This is a genomic window from Streptomyces sp. enrichment culture, assembly GCF_964272895.1.
In the GTDB taxonomy this organism is placed as follows: domain Bacteria; phylum Actinomycetota; class Actinomycetes; order Streptomycetales; family Streptomycetaceae; genus Streptomyces.
The window spans coordinates 137927-159839 of record NZ_OZ186832.1 but is presented as its reverse complement, the minus strand read 5'-3'; the positions used below and the strand labels follow the sequence as shown (position 1 = coordinate 159839).

Sequence of the window (21913 nt, the reverse complement as noted above, 5' to 3'; positions counted from 1 at the left end):
TGCCCCCACCGTAACCGGCGCGCCTCGACCGGCGCATCCGCATTTCCCGGGTGCCCGGTCGGCGGCCGGTCGCCTCGTCGGACAACGACGACGCGCCACCGCTCGACGCGATGACGGGGCGCCCGGCGACATGACGGGGCACGGGCAACCGGGGCGGACTGCCGTCGGCCGAATCCTGGGAGCGCTCTCAAGGTGCCCTTGCCTCGGTCTATTGTGGTGTGCACAGATGCGCGGCAGAGCATGCCGGATACCTCGCAGACGCACACAGGAGGAGCGCCAGCAGTGCCGGACCAGACCGTGTCTCCTCGTCCCACGCTGGAAGCGGTCGCGGCACGCGCCGGCGTATCCCGCGCGACGGCCTCCCGGGTCGTCAACGGAGGCGCGGGGGTGCGTCCCGCCCTGGTCGACAAGGTGCGCCGGGCGGTCGAGGAACTGGACTACGTGCCCAATCACGCGGCCCGCACTCTGGTCACCCGGCGCAACGGTGCGGTGGCGGTGATCATCGCGGAGCCCGAGTTCCGGGTGTTCGCCGACCCGTTCTTCGAGCAGCAGGTGCGAGGGATCAGCCGGGAGCTGACCTCGCGCGACATGCAGCTGGTGCTGCTGTGGGCGGAGGGTTCCGGCGACCATGAGCGGATCGCGCGCTATCTGGGGGGCGGGCATGTCGACGGTGCGCTCGCGTTCTCCCTCCACGACGACCGGCTGCCGGCCCTGATCGCCCGGACCGGGGTGCCGGCCGTGCTCGGGGGACGCCCGGCGGGGAGTGAGGATCTGGGCATTCCGTTCGTGGACTGCGACAACCGCGGAGGTGCCCGCGACGCGGTGCGTCATCTGGTCTCCCTGGGCCGCACGCACATCGCGCACATCACGGGACCGCGTGACCAGACCTCGGCGACGGACCGGATCCACGGCTATCGGGATGTCCTGGTCGACGCCGATCCGCTGCTGCTGTGCGCGGGCGACTTCACCGAGGAGAGCGGGGCCCGCGCGATGGGGGAGCTGCTAGACCGGTGCCCCGGCATCGACGCGGTCTTCGCCGCCAACGACACGATGGCCCTGGGCGCGCTGCGCACGCTGCGCGAGCGCGGAGTGCGGGTGCCGCAGGACGTCGCGGTGGTCGGCTTCGACGACATGGCCTCCGTGGTCCAGGTCGCGGAGCCGCCACTGACCACGGTGCGCCAGGACATCGAGGGCATGGGCCGCATCATGGTGAAGCTGCTGATGCGGCTGCTGGATTCGCCGAACGAGGAGGTGCCCGCTTCGGTGATCACCCCGACGATGCTGGTGCGCCGGGCGTCGGCCTGACCGCCGGATCCGGGGAGGAGGAGCCGTTGCGTCGGCCGGGGCGAGTGACTGACCGTAAGCGATCGCCGAACGCCCCGGCACGCCCCCACTGACGCGCCTGCCGGGCAGACCGCTGCCCCGGCGCGCGGACGACGGACGGCGGGCGCGGGCCGCAGCCCACGCCCGCCGCCGTCACCTGCGGGGCGCCGCGCGCGTCACTCGTAGGGAATGACCAGCACGGACGTGTCGGTGCCGGTGCGCAGCAGCGCGTTCGCGTTGCCGATCGCGCTCCAGACCTCCAGTCGTACCGTTCCTCCGCTCAGGTTGCCGAGGCTGCCGGTGGCGGCCTTCAGGCCGCGGGTCTGGTTGTACTCCTCCCAGCCCGCGACCGGGTCGGTGGCGAAGTAGTGGTACGTCTCGATCCGGTCGAAGGTGCCGTCCCCGGTGAGGTCGTAGCTGACGCGGGCCTGCTGGCCGAGGCCGACGGCGGTGCCGGCGTCCACCGGGAGGCGGAAGGTGGTCGACGCGCCCGCCTTGAGGGTGCCGTTGACGCCCTTGACCTCGTAGACGAGCGGCTTGTTCGGGGTGCCGTCGTAGTTGCGGCCCTCGGCCGACGGGATGGTGTCGTTGACGGCGGTGCCGCCGGTGGCCGTGGTGAGGGTGCCGCCGGAGCGGAGCTGGAAGGTGTTGCCGGTGGACGGCTGGGGGGTGGACCCGCCTCCGTCGGAGCCCGTGCCGGTCGCGGTGGAACGCGCGGGCACGCTGAGCGTCCTGCCGTCGGAGAAGGTGACCGTACGGGCCGTGGATCCGTGGTTGTGGGCGGCGTAGGTGCGGATGCCGTTCTTGGTGAACACCGCCGACGTGGGCAGGTCGCCGGTCACCGAGGGGTCGGGGGCGCCGAGCGCGTCGAGGGTGGTGATCCAGTGGTACGTGTGGGCCTTGGACTCGCCCTGTTCCGGGGTGTACCCGGCGTGGCCGGCGTCCCACTTCGACTTCGCGCCGGCCGGGTCGGCCAGTGACTGGAACTCCCAGAGGATGTCGCGCCATTCGACGGCGGGGCCGCCGTTCTCGCGCTCCATCTCCGCGAGGTTGCGCCGGATCGCGTCCTTGCGCCCGGCCAGGTGCAGCGAGCCGCCGGCGGTCACCGGCAGGACGTTGATGCCGTGGATCTCCTCCGGGTTGGCGGTCCACCAGGTGGAGTAGGCCGCGCCGCTGCCCCAGACCATGCCGACCGTGTCATGCGTGTACGTGCCGGGGAAGACCTGCTGGTCGGCGTCGAACCAGTACTGGGCGATCGCCTCGCCCTCGGTGGCGAGCAGGTAGCTGCCGAGGTCGCGCAGGGTGGTGTTGCCGGTGGCCGAGCCCCACAGCACCAGCGCCGCGCTGAGGTTGGTGGACTCGGAGGAGGACTCCTGGTTGTTGCCGGCGGCGAAGCCCTGGTGGCCGGAGGCCCAGCTGTGCCCGGCGTAGACGTCGAAGCCGCGCAGGAACGGGAAGGCGCTGTCGGTGCGGCTCGGGTTGGCGGTGTCCCGGATCAGGGCCTTGACCATGCCGCCCCAGGCCGAGTCCGCGGCCCAGGAGGCGTCGTACTGGGCGACGATCGCGGCCGCGTAGACGTAGTAGCCGTAGTGGAAGTGGTGGTCGTTGAGCTCGGTGTCGCTGCCGTAGGACGCGGGGTAGCCGATGAGGGTCTTCCACCGGGTGTCGTAGGAGAACTCGCTCGCCCCGCCCGCGGTGAACCACTCCTGGAGGCGGCCCTTGAGCAGGCCGATGAGCTTGTCGCGGACCGCGGTCTCACCGATCTGGTCGGCGAGCGGCACCAGTTGGGCCAGCTTGCCCAGCGCCTTGCCGGTCCAGTAGGTGTCCGTCGCCCCGGAGAACGGGTCGGAGGAGTTCGCGACCTCCGACAGATAGGTCCGCAGCCGCGCGGTGTCGACCGCGCTGGTCCTGGGCAGCGCGGGCAGGACCGGGGCGGCCTTCTGCCGGGTGGTGAAGGAGGTGCCCTCGCGGACCTTCATGGTGCCGCGGGGGGAGACGTAGGTGTACGCCGTCAGGGCGTCGGTGGTGTGCAGCCACTGGTGCCGGTAGAGGGCCTGGAGGGTGCCGCGCTCGGTGCCCTCCTTGGCCTCGGTGGTGAGCCTGTACGTGGCGCTGACCGTGCCGCCGGAGGTGCTCCAGTCGACCTGCGAGCCGGTGACGAAGCTGAACGCGTACCTGCGGAACGTCGCGAGCGCGTCGGTGGAGGGCAGCACGGCGAGGGAGAAGTAGTCCTTGCCGCCGAGGGCGGCGCTGATCGTGGTGCCGGAGAAGGTCCAGTCGCTGCCGGTCGGCGCGAAGAGGGCGTAGTGGTGTCCGCCGACCGTGATGCCGACGACGTTGCCCTGGTCGGAGAAGACGGTCGGCGTCGCCGCCGTGGTGATCTGGGCGTTGCCGCCGGTCCCCTGGGCGTACACGAAGGGCAGGCCGTGACCGATGGTGGTCCGCAGGGTGCGGGTGCCGTCGGACCAGTAGGGGGTGACCGTCCAGTCGGACCAGGCGTCGGCCTTGGTGTCGGGCGAGTTCAGGCCGCTCAGGCCGAGGGTGAGGTCGCGCTTGTGCGCGTACTCGTACTGGCGGCCCTCGCCCACGACGGCCGGGCTGGTCGGGTAGCCGACCTCCAGTCCGCCGGAGACGGCCTGGTACGTGAGGGGGTGGCCGTACATGGGCGTGGAGTACGGGTTGTCGCCGTAACGCTGGAAGGCGAGCGAGGACCACCAGTCGTTGGTGGGCACGGGCTTGCCCTGGGCGGCCTGCGTGACCTTGGGGGTGACGGGCGCGCCGGTGTTGGTCGTGGGGCCCGTCGTGCCCGCCGGCCGGGTGTCGGAGTAACTCCCGGCTCCTACCGGGACGGTGGCGGCTGCCGCCGGTGTCGCTGCCGGGCCTAGGCCGACGGCCGCCAGTGCGGCGGCCAGGACCACTGCGGCGGTCGGCCGTGGTCGGGGAGCTGGCATGGGAACACCTCATGTCGTCGGGACGGACGGGCTCATCGGCGGCGGCCGCGTGCGGCCGAGGGCACGGGATCGCCCTTCACCTGCGGCGTCGCCAGGTGTGGGGAGGGTGGGGGAGCCCAGCCTGAGAGCGCTCTCAGGTGGCCGAAACGTAAGACTCCTGAAATCGACTGTCAATACATCGCGCAAGACCGAGCGTCCTAGGGGGCAATACGTCAATTTCGGCCCGTCCCCGCTTCTTTACCCCTTCAAGTCTTGACGGGACGGGTGTGGTGCGGGCACGCTCCCCTCACATTTTGAGAGCGCTCTCAAGGTTTCGGCGCTCGTTCCACCCGGAGCCAAGGAGGCTTCCCCATGCCCATTGCCCGAGCCGCCAAGAAGGCCACCGTCCGCCTGGGGGCGGTCGCCCTCGCCGGAGCGCTCCTCGCCGCCTGCGGAGGTTCGTCGGACGGCGCCTCCAACGCCGACGGAAAGGTCACCGTCACCGTCGACCTCTTCGGCTCCTTCGGCTACAAGGAGGCCGGGCTCTACGCCGAGTACGAGAAGCTCAACCCCGGCGTGACCATCAAGCAGACCGACACCGAGGACGAGGCCGACTACTGGAAGTCCCTCCAGACCCGCCTCGCGGGCGGCGGCGGCCTCGCGGACGTCCAGGCCGTCGAAGTGGGCCGGATCGCCTCCGTCGCCCAGCAGCAGGCCGACAAGTTCGAGGACCTGCGCAAGTACGGCGCGGACAAGCTCAAGGGCGAGTTCGCCGAGGCCAAGTGGGCGGCCGCCACCGGCGCCAACGGCGAGGTCCTCGGCCTCGGCACCGACGTCGGCCCCGAGGCCATGTGCTACCGCACCGACCTCCTCGCCAAGGCCGGCCTGCCCACCGACCGGGCCGAACTGGCCCAGAAGTGGTCCACCTGGGAGGGATACCTCCAGCTCGGCAAGCAGTACATGAAGAAGGCCCCCGGCAAGAGCGCCTGGCTGGACAGCGTCGGCAGCCTCTACTCCGTCATGATCGGCCAGGAGGAGGAGCGCTACTACGACGCCTCCGGGAAGCTGATCTGGGAGACCAACCCGGCCCTGAAGGAGGCGTGGAACACCTCCGTCGAGGCCGCACAGAGCGGTCTCAGCGCCGAGCTGGACCAGTGGTCGCCGCAGTGGAACCAGGCATTCGCCGCCGGGTCCTTCGCGACCCTGCCCTGCCCCGCCTGGATGCTCGGCTACATCAAGGGCCAGGCCGGCGAGGCCGGCAAGGGCAAGTGGGACGTCGCCGCGCTGCCCGGCGGCGCGGGCAACTGGGGCGGCTCCTACCTCGCCGTGCCCAAGGCCGCCAAGAACAAGGAAGAGGCGTACAAGCTGATCGCCTGGCTGACCGCGCCCGAGCAGCAGGCCAAGCTCTTCCAGAAGCAGGGCAGCTTCCCGTCCGCCACAGGCGCCATCGAGAAGATCGCCGACGCGAAGGACCCGTACTTCTCGAACGCGCCGATCGGCCAGATCTTCGGTGACGCCGCCAAGGCCGCGCCCGTCCAGGTCCTCGGCATCCACGACCAGAACGTGTCCCAGCAGATCACCAACGCCCTGAGCGAGGTCGAGCGCAAGGGCCTGGCCCCGGACAAGGCGTGGGAGAACGCCAAGAAGGGCGTCGAGAACATCATCGGCTGACCGGGACCCAGCCGGCGGGCCGGCGCCGCCCGGCCCGCCGCACCCCTTCCCACCTGCTCCGACCATTCGAAGGGCCGCACCGTGACCCTCACCGCCTCCGCCCCACCGGCCTCGCCGAAGCAGGCGGCGCCGCCCCGGCCCCACGCCGCCCGCCGGGCCTGGCAGAAGTTCTCGCCGTACGCCTACATCGCCCCCTTCTTCACCCTGTTCGCCGCCTTCGGCCTCTTCCCGCTCCTCTACACGGCCTTCGTGTCGCTGTACCGCGTGGAACTCCAGACACCCGGCGACATGCAGTGGCGCGGCCTGGGCAACTACACCGCGCTGCTGTCGGACGACTACTTCTGGCTCTCGCTGCGCAACACCTTCACCATCGGCGTGCTCTCCACCGTGCCCCAGCTGGTCATGGCACTCGGCCTCGCCCATCTGCTCAACTACAAACTGCGCGGCCGCACTTTCCTGCGTACGGCGATGCTGCTGCCCTACGCGACGTCCGTCGCCGCGGCCACGCTGGTCTTCGCCCAGCTGTTCGGCCACGACTACGGCCTGGTCAACTACGTCCTCGGACTCGTCGGCATCGGCCCCATCGACTGGCAGACCGGCACCGTCGCCTCCCAGGTCGCCGTCTCCACGATCGTCATCTGGCGCTGGACCGGCTACAACGCGCTGATCTACCTGGCCGGCATGCAGTCCATCCCCGCCGAACTGTACGAGGCCGCCGAGATGGACGGGGCCTCCCGATGGCGGCAGTTCTTCCATGTCACCCTGCCCGGACTGCGGCCCACCATCGTCTTCACCGTCGTCGTCTCCACCATCGGCGCCACCCAGCTGTTCGGTGAACCGCTGCTGTTCGAGGGCTCGATCTCCGGGGGCATCTCGCACCAGTACCAGACGCTCGGCCTCTACATGTACGAACAGGGCTGGGGCTTCTTCCACCTCGGCCGTGCCGCCGCCGTGGCCTGGGTGATGTTCCTGCTCATCGTGGTGCTCGTCGGGCTCAACGCCCTGATCGCGCGCCGCCGCTCCCGCAAGGAGGCCGTCCGATGACCGCACTGGCCAGCCCGCCGGCCGCGCCCCCCGAGCACCCGCCCCTGGCTGAGCGTCCGCGCCGCCGCTCCCGCGCGGGCCGCACCATGCAGGGCGGAAAGCTCGCCTACGCCATCCTGATCGTCGCCGTGCTGATCTCCGCGTTCCCGTTCTACTGGACGATCGTGGCCGCCAGCCGCTCCAACGCCGACATGGCGCGGGTGCCGCCCTCGCTGCTGCCCGGCCCGAACCTGATGCACAACTTCGAGGCGGTGCTGGAAGAGGCCGACATCGGCAAGGCGCTGCTCAACTCCCTGATCGTCTCGGGCTCGATCACCCTGGGCACCGTGCTGTGCTGCACCCTCGCCGGATTCGCCTTCGCCAAGCTCCGGTTCCGGGGGCGGGGCGCCCTGCTGGCCGTCACTGTGGGCACCATGATGATCCCGCCGCAGCTGGGGGTGATCCCGCTGTTCATGCTGATCGCCGAGCTGCAGTGGGTCAATCAGCTCCAGGCGGTGATCCTGCCCGGTCTGGTCTCGGCCTTCGGTGTCTTCTTCATGCGCCAGTACCTGGTCCAGTCGCTCCCGGACGAACTGATCGAGGCGGCCCGCGTCGACGGCGCGTCCACCGCCCGGATCTTCTGGTCGATCGTCGTGCCTGTCGCCCGGCCCGGCATGGCCGTCCTCGGCCTGCTCACCTTCATGGCCGCCTGGAACGACTTCTTCTGGCCCATCGTCGCCCTGTCCTCCTCCGAACCGACCGTCCAGGTCGCCCTGCGCCAGCTCGGCGGCGGCTACGTCCACGACCAGTCCGTGATCATGGCCGGCACGCTGCTCGGCACGCTGCCGGTCCTTCTGGTCTTCGGCCTGCTGGGCCGGCAGATCGTCGGCGGCATCATGCAGGGCGCCGTCAAGGGCTGAGCCGAGCGGCAGTCGTTCCGGCCGGCGTCCGGCCGCCGGCTCGGCCGCCCGGCCCCCTGGCCCCATCACCTCCCAGACATCCCACCCCTCCTGGAGCCTCCTGCTCATGACCGCGCTCGACGCACGCCCCGACACCACCGCGATGCTCCGCTTCCCCAGCGACTTCCGCTGGGGCACCGCCACCGCGGCCTACCAGATCGAGGGTGCCGCCGCCGAGGACGGCCGCACCCCGTCGATCTGGGACACCTTCAGCCGCACACCCGGCAAGGTGCGCAACGGCGACACCGGCGACATCGCCGCCGACCACTACCACCGCCTCGGCGAGGACGTCGCCCTGCTGCGCCGCCTCGGCGTCACCGACTACCGCTTCTCCATCGCCTGGCCCCGCGTCCAGCCGACCGGCCGAGGACCCGTCGTCCAAAGGGGCCTGGACTTCTACCGGCGGCTCACCGACGAACTGCGCGAGGCCGGGATCCGCCCGGTGGCCACGCTCTACCACTGGGACCTGCCACAGGAACTGGAGGACGCGGGCGGCTGGCCGCACCGGGAGACGGCGTACCGCTTCGCCGACTACGCCGCCCTCATGGCCGAGGCGCTCGGCGACCGCGTCGCGACCTGGACGACCCTCAACGAACCCTGGTGCGCGGCCTTCCTCGGCTACGGCAACGGCGTCCACGCCCCCGGCCGCACCAGCGCGCTCGCCTCACTGCGCGCCGCCCACCACTTCAACCTCGCCCACGGACTCGCCACCCGAGCCCTGCGGGCCGCGCTCCCGGGCCCCGCGGAGGTGTCCCTGACGCTCAACCTCCACGCGCTGCGCCCCCACACCGACGCCCCCGAGGACGTGGACGCCGCCCGCCGGATCGACGCCGTCGGCAACCGGATCTTCCTCGACCCGGTCTTCCGCGGGCGCCTCCCCGAGGACCTGATCCAGGACACGGCCGCGATCACCGACTGGTCCTTCGTCGCCGACGGCGACCTGGAGACGGCCTCCGCCCCCATCGACTCCCTCGGCATCAACTACTACTCGCCCGCCATGGTCGCCGCCGGTACCTCCGAGTCGCCCTCGCCGTGGGCGGGCGCCGAACAGCATGTCCGCTTCGTGCCCGTACCCGGCCCGCGCACGGCCATGGACTGGCCGGTGGACCCCGACGGGCTGCACGAGTTGCTTCTGCGGCTGCGCGACGAGCTGCCGGGCACCCCGCTGCTCGTCACCGAGAACGGCGCCGCCTACGACGACTACGCCGACCCCTCCGGCGAGGTCAAGGACCCCGAACGGGTGGACTATCTGCAGGCCCATCTGGCGGCCGTGCACCGCGCCATCGAGGACGGCGCCGACGTACGGGGCTACTTCCTGTGGTCCCTGCTGGACAACTTCGAGTGGGCCTACGGCTACAGCAAGCGCTTCGGCATCGTCCACGTCGACTTCGCCTCCCAGCGCCGCACCCTGAAGTCCAGCGCCCGCTGGTACGCCGACGCCATCGCGCACAACGCCGTCCCCGCCCGGTGACGTCGGACGGAGGGCGGCAGGCGGACCGGTGACCGCCCTCTCACGGCGGGTGTGAGCCGGCCTCGCCACCCCGGGGGGAGGGGGTGGCGAGGCCGTGGGCTGCCCGGGCGCCGGGGGGGAGGGCTGCCCGGGCATTCTGGCGTTCTGGTGCCCCGGATCGCCGCATGTATGCACGCTCCGGTTCCTTTGCGGCGACACCAGGGCATGAGGGGCCGTCACTCCGACGTCCGGGGTGCGCACCGGTTTCACAACGTGACGGATGTCATACAGGAACTTCACGGGTTGAGCGCGGACTTGGCCAAGTAGCGCCCGTTAAGGATCTTTTGACGCCCGATAAGTTGCGCCTGAGCCGCAGAGTTGATCATGCGGCGTGTTGATTCACGTCACAGAATCGGAAACTTCATGAGAAACCACGCGTTCGCGCCGAGATGGCGCGAACAGGCATGGTTCGGAGGGCCCAGCCGGTACGTCGCCGGATGCATAGCCCTCACCATGGCCATCACGCTCCTGGACGGCGCCGGCGCCGCGCTGGCAGCCGAGAACCAGGGGCAGTCCGCCCCCCGCCGGCACGCGACGCAGGCGGCGGACATCCCGTCGGCCCGGATCGCCGCACGGCTCTCGGGCAAGCGGGTCGAGGCGCTGTCCGAGCGCACCGAGACCTCCACCACCTGGGTCAACGCGAACGGTTCGCTGACCACCGAGATCACCGCGGGCCCGATCCGCTTCAAGGACCAGGACAGCGGCGACTGGCGACCCGTCGACCTGAACCTGGTCGCCGACGGCTCGGGCGCGGTCGAACCCATGGCCCACCCCCGCGGACTGCGGCTCTCCGGCAAGTCCGGCACCCGCGCCCGCTCACTGGCGGCGGCGCAGGGCGCCAAGGCCGTCGACCTGGTCACCCTCGGCGACGGCGACACCGGCATCACCCTCCAGTGGAAGGGCGGTCTGCCCCAGCCCAAGCTGGACGGAACCCGCGCCGAGTACACCGACGCCGTGCCCGGCGCCGATGTGATCGTCGAGGCGACGCGTACCGGCTTCGAGCAGTACGTGGAGCTCAAGAAGAAGCCGGCCGAGGGCGGCTTCTCCTACACCCTCCCGCTGAAGGCCAAGGGCCTTACGGCGAAGGAGCAGGCCGACGGCAGCGTGCTGTTCACCGGCCGGAACAACAAGAAGACCGCGGTGATGCCCGCACCCGTGATGTGGGACTCCACCGTCGATCCCGTCTCCGGCGAACACACCCGCCGGGTCCGGGTCGACATGAAGGTGGTCCGCAAGGGCGGCACGATCGACCTGGTCATCACCCCGGACGCCGAGTTCCTCGCCGACCCGAAGACCAAGTACCCGGTGACGGTCGACCCTTCGACGTCCGCGCTGTCCAACGTGTTCGACACGTACGTGCAGCAGGGCGAGACGGTCGACTGGTCCGCCGACACCGAGCTGGACCTCGGCAACCCCGGAACCAAGAACGCCGACGGCACCTTCCGCACCGCGCGTTCGTTCATCTCGTGGAACACCGCGCCGATCGCCGACGCGCTGGTGACGGACGCGAAGCTGTCGCTGTGGAACTTCCACTCCGGCAACTACACCGGCACGTCGTGTCCGAACCAGCCGTGGGAGGTGTGGTCCACCGGGGCCGCCTCGACCTCCTCGCGGTGGACGGCCCAGCCGACCTGGATCGCGGAGAAGGCCACCTCCTCGGAGACCCGGGGCAACGCCTCCTGCTCCACCCAGCCGGACGGCTGGATCAACGCCAACGTCACCACCCTGGTGCAGGAGTGGGCGTCGGCGAAGGCATCGCGGTCGCACATGGGCCTGCGCGCCTCCGACGAGGCCGTCACCGGGCAGTGGAAGCGCGTCAACTCCGGCAACGCCGCGGCCAACCCGCCGAAGCTGGTCGTGAACTACAACTACCGGCCCCGCACCGGCACCGACCAGCAGGCCGGCCCGCCGTTCTTCAAGGACGCCGGCGGCACGTGGTTCGTCAACACCACGACGCCGACCCTCCAGGACACCTTCGTCGACCCCAACAACGACAAGGTCAACGGCACCTTCCAGATCTTCGACAACGCCACCGGCACGCAGGTCGGCAACGTCCTGGTCTCGCCGTACGTGGCCTCCGGGCAGCCGGCCGCGGTGAAGGTGCCCGCCGGACTGCTGGCCAACGGCAAGACGTACAAGTTCCGTACGTCGCCGTACGACGGCCTGCACTACAACACCGGCTGGTCCGCCTACGCGTACTTCACCGTGGACACCAGCGCCCCCTCCGCGCCCACCGCGGTGACCTCCACCGACTACCCGAGCGGCTCCTGGGTCAAGGGCGTCGGCCAGAGCGGCGACTTCACCGTCACCCCGCCCTCCGGTGACCACAACGGCATCGAGTGGTCGCTGGACGGCGCGGTCTGGGAGAAGGTCCCGGCCAGCGGCACCACCCCGGTGAAGATCACCCTGGCGCCCGAGAAGGCCGGCACCAACGTCCTCCAGGTCCGTGCCACGGACAAGGCGGAGAACAAGTCCGACCCGATCTCGTACACCTTCCACGTCGGCCCCGGCGGTGTCACGCTGCCCGACGACGGAACCCGCACCGCGGCCCGCGTGCCGCTGGCCGCGGAGGCCGAGTCGCCGAAGTTCGACGCCGTGACCTTCCAGTGGCGGCGCGGTGACGCCGACGCCTGGGTCGACATCCCGACCGGTGACGTGACCTCCGGCGGCAGCCCGGTGGCCTCCTGGCCGCTCGCGCTCTCCGCCGGCAAGACCCCGCAGCTCACCTGGAACGCCACCTCGACCGTCGATCCCGACGGTGTCGTGCAGCTCCGCGCGCAGTTCACCGGCCCCGCCGGCGCGACGGGCGTCTCCGACCCGGTCGGCGTCGTGGTGGACCGGGGCGCCGACGGCGCGGCCGGCGAGAGCGTCGGCCCCGGCTCGGTGAACCTGCTGACCGGTGACTACACCCTCCCCGGCGGCGACGCCTCGTTCTTCGGCATGAGCATCACCCGCAGCGCCTCGTCCCGTTCCCCGCAGGCCGGAGCCGCCAACGAGCAGGCCCCGATCTTCGGCAAGGAATGGCTGTACAGCGCGGCGGCCGACCAGATCACCACGCCGTTCTCGTATCTGCGCAAGACGTCGGCGACCTCGCTGAGCATCGGCCTCGCCGGCGACGACAGCCAGATCCACTTCACCGCCAACGCGGCGGGCACCGGCTGGATCGCGGAGCCTGGCTCCGAGGACTACACCCTCACCGGCGGCTTCGGCGGCAACTTCGTCCTGAAGAGCACCGAGGGCGGCACCACCACCTTCGTCCCCGTCGAGGCGGGCGGTACCACCTGGCGCGCCAGCACGACCTGGATCGAGGGCGTCGACAACTCCACGACCACCACGGTCTCGGAGACGGTCACGCTCGGCGAGACCAACCTCGCCCGGCCCAAGAAGATCGTCGCCGGCAACTCGGCGGTGTCCAACTCCACCTGCGCCGCCGACTCCTCCGTCAAGGGCTGCCGCGTCCTGGAGTTCGTCTACGCGACCTCCACCACCGCCACGTCCACGGTGTTCGGCGATGTGAAGGACCAGGTGTCCTCGATCAGGCTGTGGGCGACCGCCCCCGGCGGCACGGCGTCCACCGCGACCACGGTCGCGCGCTACGCCTACGACGCCGACGGCCGGCTCCGCGAGACCTGGGACCCGCGGATCTCCCCGGCGCTGAAGACGGCCTACGGCTACGACGCGGCCGGCCGGGTCACCTCGCTCAAGCCTCCGGGCCAGCTGCCCTGGTCGTTCACCTACGGCCAGGCGGGCTCCAGCCCCGCGTCCGGCCCCGGCATGCTGCTCAAGGTCTCCCGCGCGACGCTCACCCCGGGCAGCGCCGACCAGACCAACGGCACCGCGGTCACCAACATCGTCTACGGAGTGCCGCTGACCGGCTCCGCGGCGCCCGAGAACCTGAGCGCCGCGGCCACGGCCTCGTGGGGTCAGTCGGACACGCCGACCGACGCCACGGCCATCTTCCCGCCCGACCAGGTACCCGCCTCCAACGACGGTGCCTCGCTCACCGCGGGCGACTACGGCCGGGCCGGCATCCACTACCTGGACGCCAGCGGCCGCGCCGTGAACAAGGCCGAACCGGGCCACCGCCTGTCGGTGACCGAGTACGACCGCTTCGGCAACGTGGTCCGCACCCTGTCGGCGGCCAACCGCGAGCTCGCCCTCGGTGCCACGGAGGCGCACAAGGAGAGCCTGACGGACCTGGGCATCGGCTCCCTGGCCTCCGCCGAGCGCGCCCAGCTGCTGTCGACCGTGTCGGTGTTCGACGCGAACGGCGAGCGGGAGACCGACACCTACGGGCCGCTGCACCGCGTCACCCTGGCGGCGAACCTGACCAGCGGCACCACCACGCTGGCCACCGCGGGCACCCAGCTGATGGCACGCCGGCACACGGCACGGGAGTTCGACACGGGACGTCCCACCGACGGCACCGCCGTCGTCCGTGACCAGGTCACCAAGGTCACCGTGGGCGCACAGCCCCGCTCCTGGCCCACCCTGACGGCGGACCCGCGGGTCACCACGACCACCTACGACTGGGCCAAGGGCCAGCCGACCAGCTCCACCGTCGACCCGGGCGGCCTGGCGATCACCACGACCACGGGCTACGACGCCCAGGGCCGGGTGAACCGCGAGTCGCAGCCCGCGTCCACCGGCTCGGACGCCGGCACCACCCTGATCACGTACTACACCGCGGACGGCACCGGCACCTGCGGCGGCAGGCCGGAGTGGGCCGACCAGATCTGCCGTCTCGCCCCGGCCGCCGACATCAGCGGCGGCGGCACCAACCCCGCCCAACTGCCGACCAAGGTCCTGGAGTACGGCCAGTTCGGCCAGGCCACCAAGATCATCGAGACGGCCAACGGGGTCACCCGTACCACCACGACGGGCCACGACGCGGCGGGCCGGGTCACCACCCTGACCATCTCGGGCGGAGTCGGCACCGCCGTCCCCGCGAGCACCACGACCTTCGACGAGGCCACCGGCCTGCCGATCAGCACCACCTCGGCGACCGGCGGCACCATCAGCCGGACCTACGACCAGCTCGGCCGTCAGCTGACGTACACCGACGCGGACGGGGGCACGACCACCACCAAGTACGACGCGCTCGACCGGCCGACCACCGTCACCGACACCGTGCCGTCGACCACCACCTACACCTACGACACCGCCGTCGACCCGCGCGGTCTGCTCACGTCGATGACGGACTCCGTGGCCGGCACGTTCACCGCCCGCTACGACGCGGACGGCGAACTGGTCACCCAGGGCCTGCCCGGCGGCTACACCACGAAGGACGTCATCGACCCCGCGGGCACCACCACCGCCCGCACGGTCACCCGCAACAGTGACAACTCCGTGGTGATCGCCGACAGCGTCACCGAGACGGTGCACGGCCAGACGGCCACCCACGCCGGAACCCCGGGCGTCACCGCCTCCCAGGCGTACACCTACGACAAGGCCGGCCGGCTGGCCCGGGCGCAGGACACCGCCACCGACGCGGTCTGCACCACCCGCGCCTACACCTTCGACAAGAACTCCAACCGCAAGACGCTGGCCACGGCCACCGCCGCGGTGAACGCCGACTGCACCACGACCGGCGCCACCACCACGTCGTACACGTACGACACCGGCGACCGGCTGATCGCCACCGGATACGTCTACGACGCGTTCGGCCGCACCACCGCCAGGCCGGGCACCACCCTGGCGTACCACGTCAACGACATGGTGCAGCGGCAGACGGCGGGCACCGAGCGGCAGACCTGGACGCTGGACTCCGCCCTGCGGCACCGCTCCTGGACCACGGAGTCCAGCAGCTCCGGCACCTGGACCCAGACCGCCTCCCGCCTGAACCACTACGACGGCGACGGGGACAGCCCCCGCTGGATCGTGGAGAACACGAGCAGCGGCGCGGTCACCCGCAACGTCGTCGGCCCGGACGGCAACCTGGCGGCGACCACCGCCAAGACGGGCGGTACGGTCCTGCAACTGGCCAACCTGCACGGTGACATCACCCTGCAGCTGCCGGCCGACACCACCGTCGCCCCAGTGGTCCTGGACGCCGACGAGTTCGGCAACCCCCGGGCGGGGCAGGCGGAGACCCGCTACAGCTGGCTCGGCGCGCAGCGGCGCTCCTCGGAGACCGTCACCGGCCTCAAGCTCATGGGTGCCCGTCTGTACGACCCGGCCGTCGGACGCTTCCTGTCCCTCGACCCGGTCCGGGGCGGCAGCGCCAACGCGTACGACTACGCCAACGCCGACCCGGTCAACCAGTTCGACCTGGACGGCCGCGCCTCGTCCTGGCGCAAGAAGTACGAGGAGGCCAAGGCATGCAAGAGCCTCGGGGCCGGCGGCTGCGCCTTCGCGATGACGCTGTCGGGGATCCTGCTGTGGAAGCTGCCCGGCAGCAAGTCCCGCAACAACGCCCTGCGGCACTTCATCTGGCAGGCCGCGCTGACGTACTTCTTCGGCTGGCGTGCGGCCAAGAGGCTCGGCGACGCCCACGAGTACGGGCAGACGAGCCGCGACTCCCGGAAGGACCAGTACAACAACCGGGTGGCGCGCACCTTCGCCTCCAGCAGCTACAACCGGTCCTGGATGCGCTACTACGCCAACCGCGGCTATCTCTTCCAGTACCTGTACCACGCCGGCAGCTGGCTCTACAGCCACGGATACCTGGCCAGGTGATCCCGGGCCTGCCGTGGGACGCTTCCGTCCCCTGACAGGCCGTGTCGGCAACAGGTGCCGGGACCGGTCCCCTCGTGGGGCCGGTCCCGGCACCGCCCGTACGCTCTCTCCTCACCCAGGTTCGCCGTTCCCCACCGGACTTCCGAACCTCCACCCCCCGACCCTCGGGAGCCCCCCATGCCGCCCCGGACGCACCCCACCCGGCCGCTCGCCCTGCCCGGCGCCCTCCTGCTGACCACCGCCCTGCTCGCCGCCGGCCTGACCGGCTGCTCCACGCTCTCCCCGTTCAACTCCTGCGACGACACGGCGACCCGCGTCGAGGAACTGCGCTCCCAGCCGATCCTCCGTACCGCCCCGGACGGCGCCACCGTCCCCAAGGACCTGGCCTCGGTCGACGCCGGCTGCATCGACGACAGCGGCGACGCCTGGCTGTACGCCGAACGCATCTACGCCTTCCCCGGCCCCCGGCAGAAGGTCGTGGACTTCTACCGCACCACCGCCAAGGCCCACGGCTGGCACCTGCAGACCGCTCCCGAGGACCAGTCCGCCCCCGAGACCACGGCAGGACTCTGCTTCACCCGAGGCGACGACGGCGACGCCCTCCTGCTGACCGTGCAGTTCACCACCCCCCGCCAGCTGAAGATCGAGCACGACTACGCCGCCGGCCCGGAGTTCGCCTCGGGCTCCGGCTTCGAGCTGGAGGTCGGCTCCGAGACGGACGGCTCGAAGACCGGCTGCTTCGACTGACGCCCCGGGGGCCACCCCGCGTCCGAGAGGTCCCCGACCTGACGGGCCAGGGGTGACGTGCGGCGGGGTGGAGCGGGGGAGAATGGGTGCCGTGACCAACGGTCGACGACCTTCACGGAGGAGCGAGGACATGCAGGAAGCGCGAGCTGGGCAGGTCGCCGGGCCCGGAGATCTCGTCGATGTGGCCCGCCTCGTCACGGCGTACTACGCACTGCACCCGGACCCGGCGGAGCCGGGCCAGCGGGTGGCGTTCGGCACGTCCGGGCACCGGGGCTCGTCCCTGGTGGCCGCCTTCAACGAGGATCACATCGCCGCCACCAGCCAGGCCATCTGCGAGTACCGGGCCGCCCAGGGCACCGACGGCCCGCTCTTCCTCGGCGCCGACACCCACGCCCTGTCCGAGCCCGCGCGGATCACGGCGCTGGAGGTCTTCGCCGCCAACGACGTGACCGTGCTGATCGACCAGGGCGACGGATACACGCCCACCCCGGCCGTGTCGCACGCCATCCTCACCTACAACCGCGGCCGCACGTCCGGCCTCGCCGACGGCGTCGTGGTCACCCCCTCGCACAACCCGCCCACCGACGGCGGCTTCAAGTACAACCCGCCCCACGGCGGTCCCGCCGGCTCCGCGGCGACCTCATGGATCCAGGACCGCGCCAACGCCATCATCACCGGCGGCCTGAAGGACGTACGGCGCGTCCCCTACAGCCGCGCCCTGGCCGCCCCCGGCACCGGCCGCCACGACTACCTGGGCGCCTATGTGGCCGATCTGCCGAACGTGGTGGACCTGGACGCGATCCGGTCCGCCGGCGTACGCATCGGCGCCGACCCGCTCGGCGGCGCCTCGGTCGCCTACTGGGGCCGTATCGCCGAAGAGCACCGGCTCGACCTGACGGTCGTCAACCCGCTGACCGATCCGACCTGGCGGTTCATGACGCTGGACTGGGACGGCAAGATCCGCATGGACTGCTCCTCGCCGTACGCCATGGCCTCCCTCATCGAGCAGCGCGACCGGTTCGACATCGCCACCGGCAACGACGCCGACGCCGACCGGCACGGCATCGTCACCCCGGACGCCGGCCTGATGAACCCCAACCACTATCTGGCGGTGGCGATCTCCTACCTGTTCGCGCACCGGGAGCGGTGGCCCGGCAGCGCCGGGATCGGCAAGACCCTGGTGTCGTCCAGCATGATCGACCGGGTGGCGGCGGACGTCGGCCGCCGGCTGGTCGAGGTTCCGGTCGGATTCAAGTGGTTCGTGGACGGCCTGTCCGACGCGACGCTCGGCTTCGGCGGCGAGGAGTCGGCGGGCGCCTCCTTCCTGCGCCGCGACGGGTCGGTGTGGACCACCGACAAGGACGGCATCACGCTCGCCCTGCTCGCCTCCGAGATCGCCGCCGTCACCGGAAAGACGCCCTCCGAGCACTACGCCCGGCTGACCGAGCGTTTCGGCGCCCCCGCCTACGCACGCGTCGACGCCCCCGCCTCCCGAGAGGAGAAGGCGCTGCTCGCCAAGCTCTCCCCGAGCCAGGTCACCGCCGACACCCTCGCCGGTGAACCGGTGACCGCGGTGCTCACGGAGGCCCCCGGCAACGGCGCGTCCCTCGGCGGCATCAAGGTCGCCACCGCCAACGCCTGGTTCGCGGCCCGCCCTTCGGGCACCGAGGACGTCTACAAGATCTACGCGGAGTCCTTCCAGGGCGAGGACCACCTGCGCCGGGTGCAGGAGGAGGCCAAGTCCGTCGTCCTCGCGGCGCTGGGAGCCTGACCCGGACCAAGCGCACCCGCTCGCGCGGTACGGGAGCCGCCGTACCGCGCGAACGGGCGTGAGGCGACGAGCCGCCGCTGCCCGCGTCCTGGCCGAGTCGCTGAACGCGCGGCCCAGGCGCACCCAGGCTGCGCACGACCACACCCCCCTGTCGGGCCCCTCCCGTATCGACCGCACCGCTTTCCTCCGAGGTCCCGCGGATCCTCGTGGGCGTCGCACCGGGCCCGCACGCGCTCGTCGGACGCCACTCGACTTTGTCCTAGTCATAGAAAAAGTCGAGAGATCAAGCGCGAAAGGGGTTACGCGCCGGAAAGAAGGCCGCTAACTTCCTTCGATTGAACCGGTCATGTACATGAGGTCCGGTTCGACGGCGCGACGGCGCGCGCCGGTGCTCCCCTCCACAGGACTGATCGAGCCCTGCGGTCACCCCCACTCCACGGGAGACGTCTGTGCTGACACGATTCATCAGATCCAGACCCGTCCGTTGGTCCGTGCCGGCCCTCATGCTCGCCGCCGGCTGTCTGATGCCGACCACCGCGACCGCCGCTCCGCCCCCTCGGACCGGCGGCGCCGAGCCGGCGGCGGTCGCCGACTTCCAGCAGGTCACGCTCGCCAAGGGCGTGGCCGAGACGGGCGAGCCGATGACGCTCGCCGTGCTGCCGGACCGTTCGGTGCTGCACACCTCGCGCGACGGCACGGTCCGGCTCACGGACGCGGCCGGAACCACGAAGGTGGCGGGCAAGCTCGACGTGTACAGCCACGACGAGGAAGGGCTGCAAGGCGTCGCCGCGGACCCGCAGTTCGCGTCCAACCGGTTCGTGTACCTGTACTACGCGCCCCGGTTGAGCACCCCGAGCGGCGACGCCCCCTCCGACGGATCGGCCTCCGACTTCGCGCCGTTCGACGGCGTCAACCGGCTCTCGAGGTTCGTCCTCAGGACCGACGGCACCTTGGACCTGACCAGCGAGAAGAAGATCCTCGACGTTCCGGCCTCGCGCGGCATCTGCTGCCACGTCGGCGGCGACATCGACTTCGACGCGGCGGGCAACCTCTACCTGTCGACCGGCGACGACACCAACCCGTTCGCCTCGGACGGCTTCACCCCGATCGACGAGCGTGCCTCCCGCAACCCCGCCTACGACGCCCAGCGTTCCGCGGCCAACACCAACGACCTGCGCGGCAAGGTCCTGAGGATCAAGGTCAACGCCGACGGGTCGTACTCGATCCCCAGCGGCAATCTCTTCCCGCCCGGAACCGCCAGGACCCGGCCCGAGATCTACGCGATGGGGTTCCGCAACCCCTTCCGGATGAGCGTCGACAAGGCCACGGGCATCGTCTACCTCGGCGACTACGGCCCCGACTCGGGAGTCGCCAACCCGGCCCGAGGCCCGGAGGGACAGGTCGAGTTCAACCGGATCACCAAGGCGGGCAACTACGGCTGGCCGTACTGCACCGGGAACAACGACGCCTACACCGACTACGACTTCGCCACCGGCGCATCCGGCGCCAAGTTCACCTGCGCCGTCCCGAGGAACACATCACCGCGCAACACCGGCCTGACCGATCTGCCCCCCGCGCAACCGGCCTGGATTCCCTACAACGGCGGCTCCGTACCGGAGTTCGGCAACGGCTCCGAGTCCCCGATGGGCGGCCCCGTCTACCGCTACGACGCCGGCTCCGCCTCCGAGGTCAAGTTCCCCCAGGAGTACGACGGCGACTACTTCGCCGGCGAGTTCGGCCGCCGTTGGATCAAGCGCGTCGAGGCCGCAGGCGACGGCACCGTGCAGTCCATCAACGCCTTCCCCTGGAGCGGCACCCAGGTGATGGACATGGCGTTCGGCCCGGACGGCGCCCTGTACGTCCTGGACTACGGCACCGGCTACTTCAGCGGCGACGAGAACTCCGCCCTGTACCGCATCGAACACGTCACCGGCGGCCTCGCCCCGATCGCGCAGGCCAAGGCGAACGTCACCTCGGGCAGGGCGCCCCTGGCCGTCTCCTTCTCCTCCGCCGGCAGCACCGACCCGGACGGCACCTCCCTCGCCTACGCCTGGACGTTCGGTGACGGAGCGACCTCCACGGCCGCCAACCCCTCCCACACGTACACGGCCGACGGCCAGTACACCGCCACGCTCAAGGTCACGGACTCCACCGGCAAGTCCGCGACGGCATCCGTGCAGATCACCGTCGGCAACACGGCCCCCACCGTGAACATCGACCTCCCCCTGGACGGACGCGTCTACGACTTCGGCGCCGCGATCCCGTTCAAGGTCACGGTGACCGACCCGGAGGACGGCACCATCGACTGCTCCAAGGTGAAGGTCTCGTTCATCGTCGGGCACGACAGCCACGGCCACCCGCAGACCTCGGCCACCGGCTGCACCGGCACCCTCCAGACCCTCGCCGACGGCGAGCACGACCCCAACGCCAACATCTTCGGCGTCGTCGACGCGGAGTACACCGACAAGGGGGCGAACGGCCAGCCCGCCCTGACCACCCACGACCAGCACATCACCCAGCCCACCCACCGGCAGGCCGAACACCACGGCGACTCCTTCGGCGTCCAGGTCGTCACCCACGCCCCCGCCCACGGCGGCCGGACCGTCGGCCACATCGACAACGGCGACTGGATCGCCTTCACCCCGTACGCCCTCGACAACGTCACCCGGTTCACCGCCCGCGTCTCCTCCGCGGGCGCCGGCGGCACCATCGAGGTGCGCGCCGGGTCCCCGGCCGGCACCCTGCTCGGCACGGCGTCCGTGCCCGTGACCGGCGGCTGGGAGACCTTCCAGGACGTCACCGCGCCGCTGACCAACCGCCCCGCCGGTTCCACGACGCTGTACCTCGTCTTCAAGGGCGGCACCGGCGCGCTGTTCGACGTCGACGAGTTCTCCTTCACCACCTCCGGCGGCGGCCCCCGTACGGGTGAGGTGAAGGGGGTGAACGGCAAGTGCCTGGACGTGTCCGGCGGGAGTACCGCGGACGGTACGAGGATCCAGTTGTGGACGTGCAACGGTACGGCCGCGCAGCGGTGGACGGTGGCGGCCGACGGCTCTTTCCAGGCGTTGGGCAAGTGTCTGGACGTCGCCGGTGGGGGCACGGCCGACGGTACGCGGGTGCAGTTGTGGACGTGCAACGGCTCGGGTGCGCAGAAGTGGGCCGCGCAGGCGGACGGCACCGTCCGCAATCCCCAGTCCGGCAAGTGCCTCGACGCGTCCGGTGGCACGTGGAACGACGGCACCGCCGTCCATCTGTGGACCTGCCACACCGGACCCAACCAGAAATGGACCCTTCCGTAGAA

The 21913-nt window shown here is 71.0% G+C and carries 10 protein-coding genes; 9 read left to right on the top strand and 1 reads right to left on the bottom strand.

Going from position 1 to position 21913, the window contains the following annotated elements:
- The first annotated feature begins 282 nt into the window (after positions 1 to 282).
- Positions 283 to 1305 carry a LacI family DNA-binding transcriptional regulator gene (locus tag ACSU6M_RS00620; RefSeq protein ID WP_437066048.1) on the top strand — a complete coding sequence of 341 codons (1023 nt, stop codon included), beginning with the start codon at positions 283 to 285 and terminating at the stop codon, positions 1303 to 1305.
- Positions 1306 to 1499: 194 nt separating this feature from the next.
- On the opposite strand, the gene ACSU6M_RS00615 is transcribed toward ACSU6M_RS00620, so the two are convergent.
- Positions 1500 to 4274, bottom strand: a complete 2775-nt coding sequence (locus ACSU6M_RS00615) for a glycosyl hydrolase (protein ID WP_437066046.1) — start codon at positions 4272 to 4274, stop codon at positions 1500 to 1502.
- A gap of 351 nt (positions 4275 to 4625) precedes the next feature.
- Between ACSU6M_RS00615 and ACSU6M_RS00610 the strand changes: the two genes are divergently transcribed.
- The 8 genes from ACSU6M_RS00610 to ACSU6M_RS00575 all read left to right on the top strand — a co-directional run bounded on the left by ACSU6M_RS00610 (position 4626) and on the right by ACSU6M_RS00575 (position 21911).
- Complete coding sequence (locus tag ACSU6M_RS00610) at positions 4626 to 5924, top strand: ABC transporter substrate-binding protein (RefSeq protein ID WP_437066045.1); 1299 nt, start codon at positions 4626 to 4628, stop codon at positions 5922 to 5924.
- An 81-nt stretch (positions 5925 to 6005) separates the two neighbouring features.
- Positions 6006 to 6968 carry a carbohydrate ABC transporter permease gene (locus tag ACSU6M_RS00605; RefSeq protein ID WP_437066044.1) on the top strand — a complete coding sequence of 321 codons (963 nt, stop codon included), beginning with the start codon at positions 6006 to 6008 and terminating at the stop codon, positions 6966 to 6968.
- Positions 6965 to 7867: a carbohydrate ABC transporter permease gene (locus tag ACSU6M_RS00600; RefSeq protein ID WP_437066043.1), complete on the top strand. Its 903-nt coding sequence runs from the start codon at positions 6965 to 6967 to the stop codon at positions 7865 to 7867. Before ACSU6M_RS00605 ends, ACSU6M_RS00600 begins: the two co-directional genes overlap by 4 nt.
- A gap of 106 nt (positions 7868 to 7973) precedes the next feature.
- Positions 7974 to 9377, top strand: coding sequence for a GH1 family beta-glucosidase (locus tag ACSU6M_RS00595; protein WP_437066041.1), 1404 nt, complete (start codon positions 7974 to 7976; stop codon positions 9375 to 9377).
- Positions 9378 to 9869: 492 nt separating this feature from the next.
- The gene (locus ACSU6M_RS00590) at positions 9870 to 16094 is read left to right on the top strand and encodes an RHS repeat-associated core domain-containing protein (RefSeq protein WP_437074943.1); all 6225 of its coding nucleotides are present in this window, start codon (positions 9870 to 9872) and stop codon (positions 16092 to 16094) included.
- Positions 16095 to 16271: 177 nt separating this feature from the next.
- The gene (locus ACSU6M_RS00585; RefSeq protein WP_437066040.1) at positions 16272 to 16841 is read left to right on the top strand and encodes a hypothetical protein; all 570 of its coding nucleotides are present in this window, start codon (positions 16272 to 16274) and stop codon (positions 16839 to 16841) included.
- A 130-nt stretch (positions 16842 to 16971) separates the two neighbouring features.
- Positions 16972 to 18612: a phosphoglucomutase (alpha-D-glucose-1,6-bisphosphate-dependent) gene (gene pgm, locus ACSU6M_RS00580; protein WP_437066039.1), complete on the top strand. Its 1641-nt coding sequence runs from the start codon at positions 16972 to 16974 to the stop codon at positions 18610 to 18612.
- A 503-nt stretch (positions 18613 to 19115) separates the two neighbouring features.
- Positions 19116 to 21911, top strand: coding sequence for a lectin (locus tag ACSU6M_RS00575; protein WP_437074942.1), 2796 nt, complete (start codon positions 19116 to 19118; stop codon positions 21909 to 21911).
- The last annotated feature ends 2 nt before the right edge of the window (positions 21912 to 21913 follow it).